The following is a 17,610-nucleotide window of genomic DNA, read 5'->3' on the forward strand; positions in this document are numbered from 1 at the left end:
TACTGAATATGCCTCGTGACTATCTGAAAAAGGCGACCCTCACGGCTCAATCTCATGCCTCGGAAGTGCATGATACAGTGAAGACAATCCTTGCCGACATTGAGGCTGGCGGGGACGCCAAAGCGCTGGAATATGCGGTTAAGTTCGACAAGTTTGACGGCAACGTGTTGATGACCGCCGACGAGATTGAGGCCTCCTGCGCGCTGGTTTCTGAAAGGCTCAAGGCGGATATTCGCTTTGCCCACGACAACGTTCGTCGGTTCGCCGAGACGCAGAAAGCCACGGTGTCTGACGTTGAGATGGAAATTGTCCCGGGCTTTGTCGCTGGCCAAAAGGCCATCCCGGTTGATGCTGCGGGCTGTTACGTACCCGGCGGGCGCTATAGCCATATTGCCAGTGCGATCATGACGGTCACTACGGCCAAGGTTGCCGGGTGTCGCCACATCACAGCCTGTTCGCCGCCACGTCCGGGCGAAGGCGTGGCGCCTGCGATTGTCTATGCGGCGCATATCTGCGGTGCGGACAGCATTCTGGCCATGGGCGGCGTTCAGGGCGTGGCCGCCATGACCTATGGTTTGTTCGGCCTGCCGAGCGCCAATATTCTTGTGGGCCCGGGCAACCAGTTTGTAGCCGAGGCCAAGCGCATTCTTTATGGCAAAGTTGGCATCGACATGATCGCCGGTCCGACGGACAGCCTGATCCTTGCGGACGGTTTGGCAGATGCGCATGTGGTGGCCACCGATTTGGTGAGCCAGGCGGAACACGGCTACAACTCTCCGGTTTGGCTGGTGACCGATGACCGCGCGCTTGCTCAAAAAGTCATGGAGTTGGTGCCAGAGCTGATCGAGGATCTGCCTGAACTCAACCGGGAAAACGCCTTTGCTGCATGGCGCGACTATGCCGAGGTCATCGTCTGTTCAGATCGTGAAGAAATGGCGGCCTGTTCGGACGATTATGCGCCCGAACACCTGACCGTTCAGGCCGAGGACCTGGATTGGTGGCTGGGTCGGCTGACCTGCTATGGATCGCTGTTTCTGGGTGAAGAAACCACAGTGTCCTACGGTGACAAGGCGACCGGTACGAACCACGTGCTGCCGACATCCGGCGCGGCCAGCTATACCGGCGGCTTGAGCGTTCACAAGTACATGAAGATCGTCACATGGCAGCGCGCTACACGCGAAGGTTCGAAATCCATTGCCGAGGCGACCGCTCGTATTTCCCGGCTGGAAGGCATGGAAGGGCATGCGCGGGCTGCCGACGTGCGTCTTGCCAAATATTTCCCTGACGAACAGTTCAACCTGACCGCCGATGAATGATCCACGCGCGTTGTTCGATCTGACAGGGCGTGTCGCTTGCGTGACCGGCGCAAGCGCGGGCCTTGGGCGTCGTACAGCGCTTGTGTTGGCCTCAGCGGGTGCGTGCGTCGTTGGCGTCGCCCGTCGACCGGAAGCATTGGCAGAGTTGCAAGCTGAAGGGGGCAGCAGCGTGGCCACAGTTGTTGCCGACGTGGCCGATCGGTCGCGGGTGGCTTCGCTCGCCGAGGAGGTCTCAGCCAGTTTTGGCGCGCCGGACATCATTGTGCATGCGGCGGGCATCAACACGCGCGAAGTGGCCGATGACGTGACCGCCGAAGGTTGGGACAAGACGCTTGAACTGAATCTGAGCGCCCCGTTCTTCCTAAGCCAGGCATTGGTTCCTGCAATGAAAGCTCGCGGATGGGGGCGGATCGTGAATTTCGCCTCGCTTCAGACGACGCGCGCTTTTCCGGGCGGTATTGCATACGGAGCCAGCAAGGCTGGGGTAGGACAACTGACGCGAGCCATGGCCGAGGCTTGGTCCGCCGACGGCATCACTGCAAACGCCATCGGGCCGGGTTTTTTCCCGACCGAGCTGACGCAGGCTGTGTTCGATGACCCCGACCGGGCAACCCGTAACGCGGCGCAAACCTGCATGAACCGAAACGGGCAGATGGAGGATATCGATGGGCCGATCCTGTTTTTGTGCTCACGGGCGTCCGACTACGTCACAGGACAAGTTTTGATGGTCGACGGAGGGTTTACATCGAAATGAAAGCGCTTGTTTATCAGGGTGTTGAGTATTTGACTTATGAGGACGTGCCAGATGCCGCGCCCGACATAGGTGAGCAACTGATCCGGGTCGAGGCCGTAGGGATTTGCGGCTCGGACATGCACGCCTATTTGGGTCACGACGCGCGCCGACCTGCACCACTTATTCTGGGCCACGAGGCCGCAGGGACGATTGTAGGAGGCCCACGCGACGGTACCCGCGTAACGATCAATCCCTTGGTCAACTGCGGTGTTTGCCCAGCGTGTGAGGCAGGTCGGGAAAACCTGTGCCCCAGCCGGCAGATCATCTCGATGCCACCGCGTGAAGGGGCTTTTGCCCAATATGTGGCCATGCCAGATGCAAATCTGGTTAAGGTGCCGGACCACGTATCATTTCAGCAGGCCGCCCTGGCTGAGCCATTGGCGGTTAGCTGGCACGCGGTTCGTTTGGGCCTTGAGGCGCTGCATCATGGAATGGCGCGTGAAGCGTTGGTGATTGGCGGCGGCGCGATTGGTGTGGCTGCAGCTTTGGCACTGGCGGCGGCCGGCGTTGACGATATTGTCATCATCGAACCGAACGATATGCGGCGCGTCTATTTACAGAGCTTGGGCTCTTTCAATGTGGTCGAAGCCACGGATGATACGTTCTCACTGGTTGTTGACGCAGTGGGGTATTCTACAACCCGTGCTGCCGCTTCCCATCACGTTCAGCCGGGCGGCGTTATCGTGCATGTTGGGTTGGGTGAGGATGCTGGCGGTTTGGATATACGTCGTATGACCTTGCAGGAGATCACGTTTATCGGCACCTATACTTATACTGCCGAGGATTTCAGAAAAACCGCGCAGGCGATATTTGACGGCCGTCTGGGCTCGTTGAACTGGATAGAGGAACGGGCCTTGTCTGACGCTGCCGACGCCTTTCGCGATTTGCGGAAAGGTGCCGTGGCCGCACCTAAGATCATCCTCGCACCCTGGGTCTAGTCCAGGCAGAAACGGAGGTATTCATGTATAAAAAAATTCTCGTCCCAATGGCGTTGGATCATGGGATTTCGCCGCACACTTTGGAAATCGCCAAGGCCCTGTCGGTTGAAGGGGCCGAGATCGTGGCCCTGCATGTCTACGAGATGCCTCAGGGCTCTGTCAGTGCCTATCTCGACAAGGATGTCGTCGCCGAAGGCTTTCGCGCGGCACGCACCTTGTTGCGGGAAAAAGTTTCGGGGCTTGAGGGCGTACAGGCCGAGATTGTCAAAGGTCACACGGCCCGCACGGTGATCGACTTTGCGACACAAAACAAATTTGACTGCATCGTCATCGGTTCGCACGAACCGGGCGTCAGCGACTATTTTCTGGGATCGACCGCCTCGCGTGTCGTCCGTCATGCGCCTTGCGCTGTGCATGTGCACCGCGGGCTGTAACCCGTCAATCGCGCTAATTGCGCCCCATACAGGACGAACATATCGGACATGAACATAGACAAAAAGATCACCGACGATCTGGTGGCCAACGACATCTCATTCGTCACCACGGTTCCGTGCAAGCAATTGGCAGGCGTTATCGACGAAATCGACGCGCGTGAAGACATCTATCACATCCCGTCGAACAAAGAGGATGAAGGCATGGGCCTTTGCGCCGGTGCCTGGATGGGCGGTAAACGCCCCGCGATCATCATGCAGAACACGGCCATCGGCGTAACAGTCAACACGTTGGCAACGTTGATCCAATACTACCGTATGCCATTGCCCATGTTGATCTCATATCGCGGAGAGTTGCGCGAACCCGTCGCCTGCCAGGTCGAGATGGCGGTGCATACCAAGGCGCTTCTGGCCCAGATGAACATCCCAACCTACCACTTCCATCATCAGGCAGATGTCGAGGAGCTGGATGCGATCCTGAAATACACCTTCATGTGCAACAAGCCGGTCGCCATTCTGACCGACGCCAATTTCTGGGGAGGCTATGGCGACCAATGATCCGTTCTGAAATCCTGAAAGAAATCGCGCCGATCCTGCGGGATCAACTGGTTGTCTGTAACATTGGCATTCCCAGCCAGGAGTTGCACGCCATCGACGACCAGCCGACCAACTTTTACATGTTGGGCACCATGGGGCTGGCCTCAAGCATCGGCCTGGGTCTGGCCTTGTCGCAGCCAAAGCCGGTCATCGTAATCGACGGCGACGGATCCATCCTGACCAACCTCGGCACCTTGCCGACCATCGCCAACAACGTGGCTGACAACTACATCTTGCTGATTGTCGACAACGGATCTTATGGGTCGACCGGGGATCAGCCGACTTACGCGGGCAAGAAGACATCGCTGGCAGCCGTGGCGCAGGCCTGTGGTTGCGAGAATGTTGTCGAGTGCCAGGCCGAGGACACCGGGGCCGCATTGCAGGCAGCGCTCGACAGCGGAAAAATGACAATCATCGTCAGCAAGTGCGAAAGCGGAAATGCCAAGATGCCGGTAATCACGATGGACCCGGTTGTGATCCGCGACCGCTTTATGAAGGCCGTCCAAGCGTCCTAAAGAAGTCAACCTGTAGGTCTTCAGCTTACGCCGTCCCGTTCGGGGCGGCGTTTTTTCGGCCGTACCCAAGTTTGATGCAGTTTCTCGAATGTGATATGACGCTACGTAAGGTGAATTTCAAACACATTTTTAGAAGTTTCATCGCAAGGGGGGAAACTATGAAAGTCAAAGTGTTTGCGCAAAGCGTGCTTATTGGTGCGGGGCTGTTGATGGTTGGCTTAACACCGGCGCAGTCTCAGACCCGCGAGGAAAGTCAGGGCATGGTTCTGCTGCGCGGTTTGCCAACGTTGGATACAAAACACAGCATCGCGATTGTCGAACTGGACCCGGAATCTGACCAGTTCGGAGAGCTTCTCAGTGAAGTTGAGCAGCCGGATATTCAGCATCCGTTGCATCACCTCTACTACAGCCCGAACGGGCGCCTGTATTCGACTGGGTTGGACCCATCCTGCAGCCTGGCTGAAATTGGACTGTCCCGCGATTCCAGCGGAACGCCGGTGATTGAGGGCTTTACCTGTCTGGATACCCAAGGGCAGATCGTTGGCGAGGACATCATGTGGGCCACGTCGAACGGGCAGGAGTATATGTTCGTGACCTTCATGGGTGGCACTGGGGGTGATGACGGTGGCTCAGTGGGTGTTTTCGACACTCAGACCAACGAGGTAGTCAAAATTATCGAAGCACGCAAAAGCCAAGTCGGCGAGGGTGAGCCGTACATCATGTATCCACACGGGATATCTGCGTTTGACGACCGCATGGTGGTCACCTCGACGATACATCCCGATATGGCGACTGGGGTGGGTAATGTGCTGACGATAATAGACCTCAACACGCTTGAACCGATCCAGAACATTGTGGTCGAGAATGAAAAGCCATTGGACTTTCCGTCTTCACCAGTCGAGGTGCTGTTCGCACGGCCTGACATGCATGCTGACATTGAACCGGCCATTCTGGCCAACACGATGTTCGGGTTCGAGACCTGGAAAATCCCCTATGACACCGGTTCCAAAACCTTTGGTGAAGCCGAAGTCATTTATAGCGGCGTGGCCAATGAAACCGCCGTTCCGCTGGAATTCTATGGGACTGAAGATGAACTGTTCATCTCTCATGGATTGCCGGGTGTCGTGAAGCGCTATGAATTGGCAGCTCTGCCAGAGCTTGTGTCCAGCGGGCCGGACATCGTTGCAGATCCGGGGGCACATCACATGATCTTTTTCACGTCCGCTTCGGGCCGGAACCTGATCGCCGTTCAGAATAACTTGCTCAATCTGGGCAACGCGGCTGATGACGACCCAACGGATGTGGATTTTATTGCCGACCTGAGCGCACACACGATAACGATCCATGATCTTGAGACCGGCGAACGTATCGCCGAGGTCAATTTCAAGGAGCGCTACAACAAAGGCGTGGACAACGTTGAAGGGCTGTTCGGTTCGGGTTTTGTGCACCACCACTAATGCTCTGGGGGCGTTATGCTTCGGGTGTTTTTGACAGCAGCCGTCGCCGGGGTGATCGCGGCGACGACGTGGGTCATCTGGGATCGCGTGCGTGGGCCGACGGCAACGCCGATCGCTGGTTTTTCGGCACCATTTGTTTTCGGGCGCTTTGCAGTGCCCCCGGACAACCCGCTGACGGAAGAGGCCTTTGCCCTTGGGCGGCACCTGTTCTACGACCCGATCCTGTCCGGCAACAATCAGGTGTCCTGCGCGACATGCCATGTGCAGGCCCTTGCCTTCACCGATGGTCTGGCAAAGTCACCCGCATTGCCGGGCGGAGAGCTGGAGTTCAGTTCCATGAGTTTGACCAACCTTCTTTGGGGCCAAGAGCGGTTCTTCTGGGACGGTCGCGCAACGTCGTTGGAAGCGCAGGCTTTGATGCCGATTCAACACCCGGACGAGATGGATCAGGACCTAGGAGAGCTTGTCACGGAATTGCAGGCATCCCGCGACTATCGACGGATGTTCCGCAAGGCATACGGAGAGATCAGCGCCGAAAACGTGACCCGGGCGTTGTCGACCTTCATGCGAATGCTGATTTCGTCGGATTCAAAATACGACAGGTTTCTGCGTGGCAAAGCGCGATTGAGCGAGCAGGAAGAACACGGGCGCAAACTGTTCATGGCACATCCGGACACCAAGGTCTCGTTGCGTGGTGGGAACTGCATCGACTGCCACAGCCAGTTTTTGACATCCGGGTTTCGAGACGCATTGGATGGGTTTTCAAACAATGGGCTGGACTCCGATGGCGACCTGCCGGATGGCCTGATGGCCGTGACCGGCAATCCGGCGCACAAGGGCTTCTTCAAAGTGCCGACACTGCGCAACATCGCAGTAACAGCGCCTTACATGCATGATGGCCGGTTCGAGACGTTAGAAGAGGTCATGGATCACTACAATGACGGGATTGTCGTCAGCGATACACTCAGCCCTTTGATCCTTGAGGCCGACAACGCTCCGGAGGCCGGGCAGGGTACTGTGGGCCTGCGTATGACGCCCGACGAGGTGCAGTCGATCATCGCGTTCCTACACACGCTGACGGATGAGGATTTTCTGACAAACACACAGTTTTCCAACCCGTTCGAAGGAGACAGCTGATGCGTATTTGGATGACAGGGCTTGCGATACTGTTGGTCATTGGCGGAGCGTTGTTCTTTGCTCCTAGTCCTCAGCGCACCACGTCGATCACTTTGACCTTTCACGCGAAGATGGGTGACGATCCATTGGTATTTGATGAGTTCTTGTACGAAAACCCCGGCGGGCCCGGCACGTTCAGGGTTCGTGACTTTCGGCTCTACCTCAGCAACCTGACCCTCTCGCAAGGTGAGGCACTGTTTGCTGAGCCTGACAGCTATCATCTGCTCCGGTTCGACAATCCGGAAACAACCCATTCGATCAGGCTGAACGACATTCCACTGCGCAACATTGATCACGTCCGGTTTTTAATCGGGGTCGACCCGGACGCCAATGGCTCGATCCAAGCGCGCGGGGATCTTGATCCCAACAGTCAAATGGCATGGAATTGGGAGGTCGGTTATAAATTCGTCGTGATGGAAGGAACGCTGCGCATTGGTGAAGAAGTCTCGCCGTTGGTCTACCACGTTGGGTTTTCGGAAAACGCGCGCGAGGTCGATATCCAGTTGCCACCGGATATCGGTTCTGATGGCAATGTTGACCTGCACGTGAACGTCGATGTTGCAAAGCTGTTTGACGGGCCTTCGCAAATTGATCTGCAAAAGCTCTCATCGGTCAAATTCAACCGCGAAGACGCCGCCATGCTGGCCGACAATTACGAGGCCATGATCACCCCATCGTTTAAGTGAATTCGGATCGTGCAAGGTTTGAAGGGCTCAAAAAGCCCCTCAGAACCGATAGGTCGCGCCGATCAACGGGCCGGACTGGTCAAACGTGAAATCGTTGCCGTCAATCTCGTGATCGAAAGAGATATAGCGATAACCGCCACGGATCACCCACCTGTCGTTGATTTCATAGTCGGCAGTCAGCAAGACCTGCCATGTTTCGCTGTCGCTGCTGAAGCCGCCATAGTCAAAAAAGCCAGTGCCGGACCACCTGTCGTTGAACGCGACGCGGGCTCGGACGCCAATGACCGGGTCGGTCCAGCTTTCATCAACACTGACGGACCGGCCCGGGGCTGCTCCGGGAAGGACGGTGAAATCGGTCTGCGTCCGAAACCAGCGGAAACCGCCGACCAAGTCCACATAGGAAGTATCTGTAGTATAAGCCCGGTACCCAACATAGCCGCTGAAAAATTGTGTTGTGAGAGAGGTTTCAAGACCAGAGCTTGCCGGACCGGGCGTGTCGTTGCTGAAAGAGACGTCCACATAGTTGTAGTCGGCCAATAGTGACCAGCGCCCGTTCGATGCACCAAAGACGCCCATGAAGGCCAGATCGAGATTTTTTAGCGCGTCAGAGAAACTCAGCGTTCCATCAACGGTGCCGCGGGCTGTTTCCTGCGTAACCTCCGTTTCAGGCATGAACAGGTAAATTGTTGCCTCATAGGACCAATCGGACTGCTGCGCCACAGCGGCAGTTGTCATTGGAATCCAGGTCGCCACGGCCCACGCAGCGGTTGTTATTGCCCTCTTAAAGACCATTTTGATCCTCCGTTTGTTCCAATTTGGCAATCTGATCTGATTGCTCACTCATTCAGCGGCTTCGCCAGACTGTTGTACGCGCGCACCGACACGGTTGATATCGGTTTCCGGAAAGAACTCGGACCAGACATGCCAGAAAACACCCGCTCGCAGGGTCTCGACGCGTTGCAGTTTTCCTTGATCTGACATCCCCCAGAAATCGCAGCGGGTGATGGGCTGGCCTTTGTCATTGTACCAAACGCCAAGGCTTTCGTATTTTGGGTCCAGGCTGACAACCACGTCTCGCCCACCGACATTTGCGTTTACGATCCAGTCATTCTCGACCACGAAATCATCGGTCCAGCAGGCAGCGTCGTTGCCGATCGTGATCCCCCAGACATAGGACTTATTCGGTAGCCGGTTGTCCGAACTGTCCATGTTGTCCATGACGGGCGCATCTTCCTGATGCTGGCGCGCGATCCCCCAACCAAAGGTTATCTCGGTCGCCATGTCCAGCAGCCGCAAGAATGGGTTGGGCGAGGGCGTGTTCAGATACACCTCGCCATCGGGAAACGCTTTTTGAAATCCGCGGAACGTCATCCGATACGTGGGCCAGGGCTGCATCTTTGCGTCAGGGCGCACAGGGCAGGCGGGCCCATCCGCGCCAGTATCACGATCTGCCTCGCGAAACCCATAGATCTGTTGGATGGGCTCCCCGGTTTCGTTGTCTCGCAGGATCAGATTGTTGCCATGTTGGGCCAACACTTCAAGATCCAGCCGGTTGCCTTCGATGCGTGGGGCATAGCCTTGCCCAAGGTTGGCCATCGCGCAAAAGGTCATGACGATATCTTCGCCACCCAGCCCGTCAGCATTGCCGGCCAAATGGGGCCGCATGATCTGCGCATCGGGATGCGCGCGGGCGTGACCATTGTTTTCAATAACGATGACCGGCGCGGTCGGGCCGATGAATTCTTGCGCCTCGGCAATAGGAAAGAAGGCCGCAGTGTTGAGTTGGTTCCTCAGCCCCAGATGGACCCACACATAGGGAAAGCCATACAGAACAAGAACCAGCAGCGCCGCGATCAGCCACAACCAGAACGGGCCGCCACCCAGAATGAAATGCGCAAGCGTAGCGACGGCAAATCCGCCCAAACCTATAGCAATCAGGCGGTACTCGTGCCGGATAAACCGGATCATGTTTTTGCGTTTAACCTTAAGCACCATTTGCGAAATGTCGCCAAGATCGCGGAAATAGACGAACCCGACACCCAGTGAAACGACCAAACCCAGAGCGAAAATGATGTTTCCTGCCATATGGTTATCCTATTTTCGGGTTCCAATAGGCCGCCTGCGGGAAAACTGCGGGCGGTCAGGGATTATTGCTGTGGTGCCGCGCGTTTTATGAGAAACGCATCTACGGCTAGCTGGGTTTCGGGGCGGGTGTTTTCGATCCCCTCATAGGGCGCGCCATAAGCTGGAGGCACATCCGGGAATTTTTCCTTTCGTGCCATGTGACGACCCAAGATGCGCACAAACTCCTGGCCGCCCCATGCGCCAACCTCGGTCGAGACTGAAAATTCTTCACGAGTATCTCGGTAGAGGTCAAAGAACTTGGCCGCGATCGGGTTCTTGCCCGGAGGCGGCAAGATGAGTTTGAGCTGATCCTTGACGATCGCTTCGGGTTTTTTGTCCGAATAGATGATCACGTGATCGCGACGCGATTTGGATTCATCGTCGAAAAGTAGCGCAGCGGATTGATCCACTCCGTCAATCAGGCGGTCGCGCGGTATGAACTCATCAGCACCGGCAAACCGCGACAAAGTGGTATAAAGGTCCGAGACGTGGATGATACTGTTGAGCAGCCCGTCCGCTTCGATCATGCCGGGCCATCGAATAAAGGCGTCAACTCGCACGCCACCTTCAGTGGTGTCAGCCTTGCCGCCACGGAAGATCATCGGTGTGAACCCAGATTGCGGTGAATATTTGGTAAAATGGCCGTTGTCGCCCATTACAATAACGATGGTGTTCTCAGCCAATCCAAGCTCGTCAATCTTGGCAAAGAGATCTCCAAGCCATTGGTCAAGTAGCTGCATTTTGTCGACATAAAGGCCGCCATTTGCGCTTTTTGGTCCGGTCCGGCCGGTCCGTGTGTTGTCCAGTGGGATCATCGGCCAGTATTGCAGGAAGAACTGATCCTCGCCACCAGCCAAGCGCTCTAGTTCTTCCATGGTCTTGTCTTGGAAGGCTTGGTTCATCTCGTCATACTTGGCCGCGTTCCAGCGTTCGCCGGGTTTCATCCTAATTTCGCGGATGGGCCCCCCGGCCTCGCCTTCAATCACGGTCATCATGGCCGAGGCGTCGGGTCGGAACCACTTGTCGACAGTATACTTGTCGTCATAATCGTTGATGGCTACGGAAACCTGCTCCTTAATCGCGTCATCGTGGAATATGGTTAACTGACCTTGCTGATGAATCGCATGCTGGGCATAGTCAAACCCCTGATTCATTGCCCAGCTTTCTGAAATGTCACCCATATGCCATTTGCCAACATGACTCGTGGAGTAGCCGGCCTGCTTAAGCACTTCAGCGAGTGTAATTTCGCCACCCGGCAGGCCTTCTCCGGCAATATCAACTTGTGTGTTCCCCATACCCATACGGACAGGCAGGCGTCCGGTCATTTGTGCCACGCGCGTTGGTGTGCACGAAGGTTCGGTGTACATCCGAACCATCCGCATGGCCTGATCCGAGAAGTCATTAATGTTCGGTGTTTCATACCCGCGTACTGCATTCAGCTCTGGGATGCCCATATCCCCAAAGCCCAAGTCATCGATCAGTACACTGACGATATTTGGAGGGTTTCCACCGTTACTTTCCCGAAACGCAGCCAGTGCTTGGTCAACGGCCGCGTCATCCTGGGCCCATTGCGATCCAAGCTGTGCTTGAAGGATATAGAATTCCGCATCGTGTTGAATTGGGTTTTCCTGCGCTTCAGCTGATAAGGCGGCAAAGCCCATCGACAACACAAAAACACACTGCAATTTCATTCTAATCTCCCCTTCAGAATGCCGACTCTACAGCGCAGGCTGTTTGTCATATTGAAACATTATTATATTTGCTGTTGAAACGCTACGTTGCAAAAGCCGGGTGGAGGCTGCGTTTCGATTTCTTCGGAAAGTCCGTCATATGCTGGCCGTATGCCACGTGTCTTTGCGTCTGACGGTAGAACCCCGGAAGGTTGCGAAAACCACCCGAAATGTACGAGCGAGGCGGGTAATGCGAACTGCGTGTTTCGGTTCGTCAAATATTCGGCCCAAACACCGACCATCCGGTTGCGCGGACCAGCTCCTGATATGCAATGCTGGCCAGATGCGAGTTGCCTTTTGCGTCCAGTCCCGGGCTCCAGGCTGTAACAGCTGCGATGCCTGGAACAATACACAGGATGCCGCCTCCGACACCGCTTTTGGCGGGAAGCCCGACGCGGAATGCAAACTCGCCCGAGGCGTCATAAGATCCGCACATCATCATCAGCGCAGTCACTCTGCGCGCTCGCTGCGCGGACAGAACGGTTGAACCATCTGCCGGGTTCTGCCCCGCGGCGGCCAGATATCGGCCCGCAACCGCCAATTGACGACATGACATGGCGATGCTGCATTGGCGGAAATATAGCGACAGAACATCTTCGACCGGCGCTTTTAGGTTTCCCTCGGCTTTCATGAAATGCGCAAGTGCCCTGTTTCTGGACCCTGTCCGCATCTCGGAGTCTGCAACGGCCTTGTCCACTTGAATGGACTGATCCTCTGCGAGCGTCCGGCAAAGGTTCAGTACATCGTTGACCGCCTCATCCGAGCTTCGGTCTTCTAGCAGAACGTCGGCCACGACGATGGCTCCGGGGTTTATGAACGGGTTTCTGGGAATTCCACGTTCATGTTCGAGCTGGACGATTGAGTTAAACGGATCGCCCGAAGGCTCACGCCCCACACGTTGCCAAAGGGTCGCGCCCACATGTTGCAGGGCTTCTGTCAGCGAAAAAACCTTGGAAATGCTTTGAATGGAAAACAACGTGTCCGCGTTTCCGGCCGATACAGGCGCGCCGTCAATGGGCGCGACGGCGATGCCGAACTGGTTCAGGTCAACCCCGGCAAGTTCGGGAATATATCGGGCGACCTTTCCGCGTTCGGACATGCCGGCAACGCGATCGGCGATGTCATCCAGAATGACCTGCAACTCACCGGTTTCAATCACGCTGGGTCTCGGCATGTGCCTCCTCCGTCCAGACAGAGTGGTCCACGCCTTTGTCAAATTCAGGGAATTTGCTTGCAACAAAACGGGGCTCAAGATTCTGTCTGCGCTGCGTGAAATAGTCCACGGTCAGTTTGTATACCGTGCCCGACAGCAGCACGATGGCGACCAGGTTGATGGTTGCCATTACGCCCATGGCTGCGTCTGCAAAATTGAACACTGTGCTGACCGCTTGCACCGCACCCCAGACGACCATGGCAAGACAGCCCAGGCGCAAGATGTAGATGGGCACTTTGCCTTCCAGTTTCAGAAACGTCATGGCATTTTCTGCGTATGAGTAGTTTCCCAATATCGACGTAAAGCCAAAAAACACGATTGCGATTGCGATAAAATGGCGCCCGATTTCACCCAGATGGACCGCTGCTGCATCCTGAGTTAGTCGCATTCCGGTGGCCCCGTCTGGTTCAATGGCACCAGACAGCAGGATCAGCAATGCGGTCGCGGTGGCGACCAGTATCGTATCCACGAAACAGCCAAACGCCTGAACCAATCCTTGGCTCGAAGGATGATGCGGAGCCGGTGTGGCAACGGCCGCGATATTGGGGGCCGAACCCATGCCAGCTTCGTTTGAAAACAACCCGCGCTTGATACCATTGAGCGCTGCTGCCATCACGCCACCCGTGACGCCGCCTGCGGCTTCCTGAAGGCCAAAGGCCCCTGCAACGATAGACCACAGCATTGCAGGCACCTGTGGCAGGTTCATGACGACGACGACACAGGCCAGCAACAGGTAAAGTCCGGCCATGAGCGGCACGACGATTTCGGCAAACCGCGCAATGGTTCGGATGCCGCCAAAAATGACCACAGCAGCGGCAGCCGCCAGCGCAAGACCAGCAATCAATTTGTTCAACCCGAACGCGCCTTCGAACGCCTCGGCGATTGAGTTGGATTGGACGGCGACAAAAACAAGGCCGAAACTGACGATCAGGCAGATCGAAAAGATCACACCGGCCCAGGGCGCGTTCAGCGCATTGGCCATGTAGAAAGCAGGACCGCCACGGTACCGCCCGTTCGAAGATGTGACCTTGTAAAGTTGCGCCAGAGTGCTTTCGGAATAAGCCGTTGCCATCCCGACCAGGGCCACGATCCACATCCAGAAGATGGCGCCGGGGCCACCCAGAGTCAAAGCCACAGCGACACCGGCCAGGTTCCCAGTGCCAACGCGTGACGCCAGACTAACGGTCAGTGCCTGAAATGGTGTAATTCCGCGTTTGTCAGTGGATTTGGACGAGGTCAGAACTCGGATCATCTCGCCGAAATGTAGAAACTGCAGCGCGCCCAGACGAATGGTAAAAAATACGCCGACGCCGAGCAACCCGTAGATCAGGACGTAGTTCCAAAGAATAGAGTTAATGCCGTTAACAATTGCTTCCATCGTCCGCCTCCTGAGAATTCAGACCGTTCGAAAAAGCAGCTAAAATACGATGCTTGTTCTTCCATCATGCACGAAGGGAGGGTCGCCGAGTCAAGCTTCAAACCCGAAAATCGGCGAAACGTCCCGACATATACAATTGATTTAACGATGAGAATTTGTTCGGGTGACGACTTTTTGCGCGGCTTCAACTACAGGCTGACCTGCTTGTTCCGAAGGTTGTGAGCGAACTGCGAAAAGGGCTTTCGGGGCGCAGATCGTCCCGAAAGCTATAGTTATAGAAGCGTCCAGATGAAGTGTGCTTTGCCTATTCAGCGGCCATCTGTGCGGAAGGTGTCGACATCGAAATCACGCGCTCGTCTTCGGTCATATCTTCTTCGATCCCGTCGAAAAGTGGTGTGGAGAGATAGCGCTCGCCCGTGTCTGGCAACATCACTAGCAAAATGGATCCCTGTGGCGCTTGCTCGGCCACTTTCATAGCTGCAGCAAGCGTCGAGCCACCAGATATTCCCGTAAAAATTCCTTCTTCCGACGCCAGCCGTCTGGACCATTCAATCCCCTCGGCACCGGGGACAGGGATCAATTCATCATAGTAATCCTTGTCGATCGCCTCTTGCAGAACCCATGGGATAAAGTCTGGGGTCCAGCCTTGAATCGGATGTGGCTCAAAATTCGGATGGCTTTCGGTGGGCTGGTGACCCTCGTTGCGGGTGTTTGTGTAACCCGATGACACAATCGCTGCGTTGGCGGGCTCTGTCAGGATGATTTTCGTGCCGGGGCGTTCTTTCCGAAGAACGCGCGCGACACCGGAAACCGTTCCGCCGGTGCCATAGCCGGTGACCCAGTAGTCCAGCCGCTCACCTTCGAAATCTGCCATGATTTCTCGGGCAGTGGTGTTCTCGTGAATGTCGGCATTTGCTGACGTCTCGAACTGGCTGGCCAGAAACCATCCATTCTGTTCGGCCAGTTCCTTGGCTTTGACATACATGCCAAAGCCCTTTTGCGCCCGCGGCGTCAGCACGACCTTTGCCCCCAGAAAGCGCATCAGCTTGCGACGCTCGACCGAAAAGCTGTCGGCCATGGTCAACACCAGGGGATACCCTTTGGCTGCACACACCATCGCCAGGCCGATCCCAGTGTTTCCGGATGTGGCCTCGACCACGGTCTGGCCGGGTTTCAGCCGCCCGTCACGTTCCGCCGCCTCGATTATGTTCAGCGCCAAACGATCCTTGACCGAAGCTGCAGGATTGAAAGCCTCGAATTTCACATAGACCGTGACATGTGACGGCGCGATCTTGTTGATGCGTATGCAGGGCGTGTCACCTACGGTGTCGAGAACACTGTCGTAAAGCCGTTTGCGTCCCTCAGTCTGCCGAATTCCCATGGCGTTATCCCTCTTTTGGTTGGCAAAATCTGTGCCAGTTTATACCAATTTCGCTGCTTCGGCGCTTTAAACATTTGTCTTGGGAGTGACCGACGAAGTCCCGTGCTGAACCGCTAGTTCAGGATGCCCATAAGCTTTTGGGTACGTCATCGGCACGAATGGGCCTGCGGGAATGACACCATTCCAGCTTCGACCGAAATACCCTTGCCGGCAGTGATCCAATGAACTGCTAGTCGCCACCCCGGGCAGGCCATGGACGCGACAAAGCCAGCGCCAGAGGTGCGGGTAATCAAGGATTTTGGCACCATTCAGCTTCATGCGCAGGTAGTAAACCGGGTCATGGCGGTAGAGTGTTGGGAAAAGCCGCAGATCGGCCTCCGAAAAACGGTCCCCGGTAAGAAAGGGTCTGCCATCGCTGGCCAAGCGGTCTTCCAGCTGTGCCAAGGTCTTGAAATAAGCGTTGAAACTGGCAGCGTAGATGCTTTGGTCAGACGAGAAGCCGGCTTTGTAAGCCCCGTTGTTGATGGTGACGTAGATTTGCTGGTTCAATTCGTCAATTTCAGCCCGGATCGCAGGATCATCCGGGTACAGGTTTGGCCGGTCGGTTTCATTGCTTGAACCGCCCAGCAGCGCCGCATTGTCATTCAGCATACGGATGATCTCTGCGCTTTCGTTGTTAACGACGCGGCTGGTCTTTTTGTCATACAGGATCGGAACTGAACGCTCATCTGATCCTTCCGCTCGGTAAATGTCGCGAACCAGCCTGAAACCTTGACCCGTTGCTGTTTCCAGAGTGCATTCCGGCAGCGTTGCCCCGGTTGCCGCAGCAACAAGTTCGGGGGCAAACTGCCAGTTGTTCGGGCCCTCGGGGTCGTCTTCGCCAGTGCGATTGGGGAAGGCCACATCCATCGAAATGCTGTCCTGCAAACCCAACACATTGCGCGCCAGCGTCAACCGATGACACCACGGGCAATTCAGCGCAACAAACAGGTGATAGCGCCCCGGTTCAGCCGGGAACTCTGGATCGCCGATAGCATGTCGGAAACCACTGACGCCGCGCACGAACTCTCCTCGTGCGCGACGTTCTAAGGCATCGGCCTGATCTTCCTGTTTGGAATGGTCGGTCATGCGTGGCCTTATCCTCTTAGGCGGTGGTGCAGGATGATTGGAACCGCAAGGTCTTCCTCATCGCCAAGGTGGCGTTTCAGAAAGGCCTCGATGGCCTCTGATGTGTCGCGCAGAGATCCGACCTCGGATCGGGCCTGAACCTCATCCAATTGAATGAGCTTGATCACACGATTGGCCGTCCTTGTGTATTGGTCAAGGACCAGATCGAGATCGGCATGGTCCTTTTCCAAAACATTTAGCCCGGCGTCAAAGCGGGAATCCGCGGCAGAAAGCTCGGGGAAGTAGCTATGATCTTCCCAACCGTGATGGCCATGCAAGTTTCCAACAAGCGCGTTTCCGTAGTGGGACAGGCGCGCGGCATACTCTTCAGGGGACAGGTCCTTTCCAAGATAGCTTTCTGCATCGGAGCGAACCAGCCGGGCAAGGCGCCGAAACATCAGATGGGCACCCAGCCAGTGACGGGTTTTCTCGGTGAAGCCGGGGTGTGTTTCCCAGCTGTCGCGTGGATATTGTTCGAGCAAGATCTGCATCTCGCCCGGCATCTCGGCAGTGCGAATGTCGTATGTATCAAGCATGAGCTTACTCCTTTCCGCAAACATGTGTGTGCGGAAAACTCGCACCGTTAGGCTCAAAGATGCACAGTTGGTGTCTATCTCTGCACATCGTCAAAAGGTGTGTCAGTCAAATCGGCCATCTTGCATGGCGCGTCTAATCTTAAGATTGTCACGTCGGCGGGTGCCAATGGAG

At 56.1% G+C, this 17,610-nt stretch carries 17 protein-coding genes; 9 read left to right on the forward strand and 8 right to left on the reverse strand.

Annotation, left to right across the window (positions count from 1 at the left end):
* Nucleotides 1-8 precede the first annotated feature (8 nt).
* The 9 genes from hisD to DS906_RS08350 all read left to right on the forward strand — a co-directional run bounded on the left by hisD (nucleotide 9) and on the right by DS906_RS08350 (nucleotide 7,909).
* A complete protein-coding gene (hisD, locus tag DS906_RS08310; protein WP_113789733.1) occupies nucleotides 9-1,316 on the forward strand; it encodes a histidinol dehydrogenase in 1,308 nt (435 codons plus the stop codon).
* Nucleotides 1,309-2,070, forward strand: a complete 762-nt coding sequence (locus DS906_RS08315) for an SDR family NAD(P)-dependent oxidoreductase (protein WP_113789734.1) — start codon at nucleotides 1,309-1,311, stop codon at nucleotides 2,068-2,070. The genes hisD and DS906_RS08315 overlap by 8 nt, the downstream gene beginning before the upstream one ends.
* Nucleotides 2,067-3,047 carry a zinc-binding dehydrogenase gene (locus DS906_RS08320; RefSeq protein ID WP_113789735.1) on the forward strand — a complete coding sequence of 327 codons (981 nt, stop codon included), beginning with the start codon at nucleotides 2,067-2,069 and terminating at the stop codon, nucleotides 3,045-3,047. Before DS906_RS08315 ends, DS906_RS08320 begins: the two co-directional genes overlap by 4 nt.
* 23 nt (nucleotides 3,048-3,070) lie before the next feature.
* Nucleotides 3,071-3,481: a universal stress protein gene (locus tag DS906_RS08325; protein ID WP_113789736.1), complete on the forward strand. Its 411-nt coding sequence runs from the start codon at nucleotides 3,071-3,073 to the stop codon at nucleotides 3,479-3,481.
* Between the two features lie 48 nt (nucleotides 3,482-3,529).
* Nucleotides 3,530-4,036, forward strand: coding sequence for a sulfopyruvate decarboxylase subunit alpha (comD, locus tag DS906_RS08330; protein WP_113789737.1), 507 nt, complete (start codon nucleotides 3,530-3,532; stop codon nucleotides 4,034-4,036).
* Nucleotides 4,033-4,590, forward strand: coding sequence for a sulfopyruvate decarboxylase subunit beta (gene comE / locus DS906_RS08335; RefSeq protein WP_113789738.1), 558 nt, complete (start codon nucleotides 4,033-4,035; stop codon nucleotides 4,588-4,590). Before comD ends, comE begins: the two co-directional genes overlap by 4 nt.
* 158 nt (nucleotides 4,591-4,748) lie before the next feature.
* Nucleotides 4,749-6,047: a hypothetical protein gene (locus tag DS906_RS08340; protein ID WP_113789739.1), complete on the forward strand. Its 1,299-nt coding sequence runs from the start codon at nucleotides 4,749-4,751 to the stop codon at nucleotides 6,045-6,047.
* Nucleotides 6,048-6,062: 15 nt separating this feature from the next.
* On the forward strand, nucleotides 6,063-7,184 hold the full coding sequence (locus DS906_RS08345) for a cytochrome-c peroxidase (RefSeq protein WP_113789740.1): 1,122 nt from the start codon (nucleotides 6,063-6,065) through the stop codon (nucleotides 7,182-7,184).
* Nucleotides 7,184-7,909 carry an MbnP family protein gene (locus DS906_RS08350; RefSeq protein WP_113789741.1) on the forward strand — a complete coding sequence of 242 codons (726 nt, stop codon included), beginning with the start codon at nucleotides 7,184-7,186 and terminating at the stop codon, nucleotides 7,907-7,909. The genes DS906_RS08345 and DS906_RS08350 overlap by 1 nt, the downstream gene beginning before the upstream one ends.
* Nucleotides 7,910-7,948: 39 nt before the next feature.
* Here the strand turns inward: DS906_RS08350 and DS906_RS08355 are convergent, their stop codons facing one another.
* The 8 genes from DS906_RS08355 to DS906_RS08390 all read right to left on the reverse strand — a co-directional run bounded on the left by DS906_RS08355 (nucleotide 7,949) and on the right by DS906_RS08390 (nucleotide 17,438).
* Entirely contained in the window at nucleotides 7,949-8,644 is a 696-nt protein-coding gene (locus DS906_RS08355) for an outer membrane protein (RefSeq protein WP_113790019.1), read from the reverse strand.
* Between the two features lie 105 nt (nucleotides 8,645-8,749).
* Entirely contained in the window at nucleotides 8,750-9,994 is a 1,245-nt protein-coding gene (locus DS906_RS08360; RefSeq protein ID WP_113789742.1) for a DUF3179 domain-containing (seleno)protein, read from the reverse strand.
* A 62-nt stretch (nucleotides 9,995-10,056) separates the two neighbouring features.
* Nucleotides 10,057-11,724 (reverse strand): sulfatase-like hydrolase/transferase, encoded by a 1,668-nt coding sequence (locus DS906_RS08365; RefSeq protein ID WP_113789743.1) that lies wholly within the window; start codon nucleotides 11,722-11,724, stop codon nucleotides 10,057-10,059.
* Between the two features lie 253 nt (nucleotides 11,725-11,977).
* Nucleotides 11,978-12,937, reverse strand: a complete 960-nt coding sequence (locus DS906_RS08370; RefSeq protein WP_113789744.1) for a glutaminase — start codon at nucleotides 12,935-12,937, stop codon at nucleotides 11,978-11,980.
* Nucleotides 12,915-14,354 carry a sodium:alanine symporter family protein gene (locus tag DS906_RS08375; RefSeq protein WP_113789745.1) on the reverse strand — a complete coding sequence of 480 codons (1,440 nt, stop codon included), beginning with the start codon at nucleotides 14,352-14,354 and terminating at the stop codon, nucleotides 12,915-12,917. Before DS906_RS08375 ends, DS906_RS08370 begins: the two co-directional genes overlap by 23 nt.
* A 304-nt stretch (nucleotides 14,355-14,658) precedes the next feature.
* On the reverse strand, nucleotides 14,659-15,735 hold the full coding sequence (gene cysK, locus DS906_RS08380; RefSeq protein WP_113789746.1) for a cysteine synthase A: 1,077 nt from the start codon (nucleotides 15,733-15,735) through the stop codon (nucleotides 14,659-14,661).
* Nucleotides 15,736-15,801: 66 nt separating this feature from the next.
* The gene (locus DS906_RS08385) at nucleotides 15,802-16,863 is read right to left on the reverse strand and encodes a glutathione S-transferase C-terminal domain-containing protein (protein WP_113789747.1); all 1,062 of its coding nucleotides are present in this window, start codon (nucleotides 16,861-16,863) and stop codon (nucleotides 15,802-15,804) included.
* 8 nt (nucleotides 16,864-16,871) lie between these two features.
* On the reverse strand, nucleotides 16,872-17,438 hold the full coding sequence (locus tag DS906_RS08390) for a hemerythrin domain-containing protein (protein WP_113789748.1): 567 nt from the start codon (nucleotides 17,436-17,438) through the stop codon (nucleotides 16,872-16,874).
* Nucleotides 17,439-17,610 lie beyond the last annotated feature (172 nt).

Source organism: Ruegeria sp. A3M17 (assembly GCF_003318255.1).
In the GTDB taxonomy this organism is placed as follows: Bacteria; Pseudomonadota; Alphaproteobacteria; order Rhodobacterales; family Rhodobacteraceae; genus Ruegeria.

Excerpts from the sequence above, each read along its gene's own strand:
- comE (WP_113789738.1), top strand. The coding sequence starts at position 4,033 with ATGATCCGTTCTGAAATCCTGAAAGAAATCGCGCCGATCCTGCGGGAT.
- DS906_RS08315 (WP_113789734.1), top strand. The coding sequence starts at position 1,309 with ATGAATGATCCACGCGCGTTGTTCGATCTGACAGGGCGTGTCGCTTGC.
- DS906_RS08375 (WP_113789745.1), bottom strand. The coding sequence starts at position 14,354 with ATGGAAGCAATTGTTAACGGCATTAACTCTATTCTTTGGAACTACGTC.
- DS906_RS08340 (WP_113789739.1), top strand. The coding sequence starts at position 4,749 with ATGAAAGTCAAAGTGTTTGCGCAAAGCGTGCTTATTGGTGCGGGGCTG.
- DS906_RS08345 (WP_113789740.1), top strand. The coding sequence starts at position 6,063 with ATGCTTCGGGTGTTTTTGACAGCAGCCGTCGCCGGGGTGATCGCGGCG.
- DS906_RS08360 (WP_113789742.1), bottom strand. The coding sequence starts at position 9,994 with ATGGCAGGAAACATCATTTTCGCTCTGGGTTTGGTCGTTTCACTGGGT.
- DS906_RS08365 (WP_113789743.1), bottom strand. The coding sequence starts at position 11,724 with ATGAAATTGCAGTGTGTTTTTGTGTTGTCGATGGGCTTTGCCGCCTTA.
- DS906_RS08390 (WP_113789748.1), bottom strand. The coding sequence starts at position 17,438 with ATGCTTGATACATACGACATTCGCACTGCCGAGATGCCGGGCGAGATG.
- comD (WP_113789737.1), top strand. The coding sequence starts at position 3,530 with ATGAACATAGACAAAAAGATCACCGACGATCTGGTGGCCAACGACATC.
- DS906_RS08325 (WP_113789736.1), top strand. The coding sequence starts at position 3,071 with ATGTATAAAAAAATTCTCGTCCCAATGGCGTTGGATCATGGGATTTCG.
- DS906_RS08385 (WP_113789747.1), bottom strand. The coding sequence starts at position 16,863 with ATGACCGACCATTCCAAACAGGAAGATCAGGCCGATGCCTTAGAACGT.
- DS906_RS08355 (WP_113790019.1), bottom strand. The coding sequence starts at position 8,644 with ATGACAACTGCCGCTGTGGCGCAGCAGTCCGATTGGTCCTATGAGGCA.
- cysK (WP_113789746.1), bottom strand. The coding sequence starts at position 15,735 with ATGGGAATTCGGCAGACTGAGGGACGCAAACGGCTTTACGACAGTGTT.
- DS906_RS08350 (WP_113789741.1), top strand. The coding sequence starts at position 7,184 with ATGCGTATTTGGATGACAGGGCTTGCGATACTGTTGGTCATTGGCGGA.
- DS906_RS08370 (WP_113789744.1), bottom strand. The coding sequence starts at position 12,937 with ATGCCGAGACCCAGCGTGATTGAAACCGGTGAGTTGCAGGTCATTCTG.
- DS906_RS08320 (WP_113789735.1), top strand. The coding sequence starts at position 2,067 with ATGAAAGCGCTTGTTTATCAGGGTGTTGAGTATTTGACTTATGAGGAC.
- hisD (WP_113789733.1), top strand. The coding sequence starts at position 9 with ATGCCTCGTGACTATCTGAAAAAGGCGACCCTCACGGCTCAATCTCAT.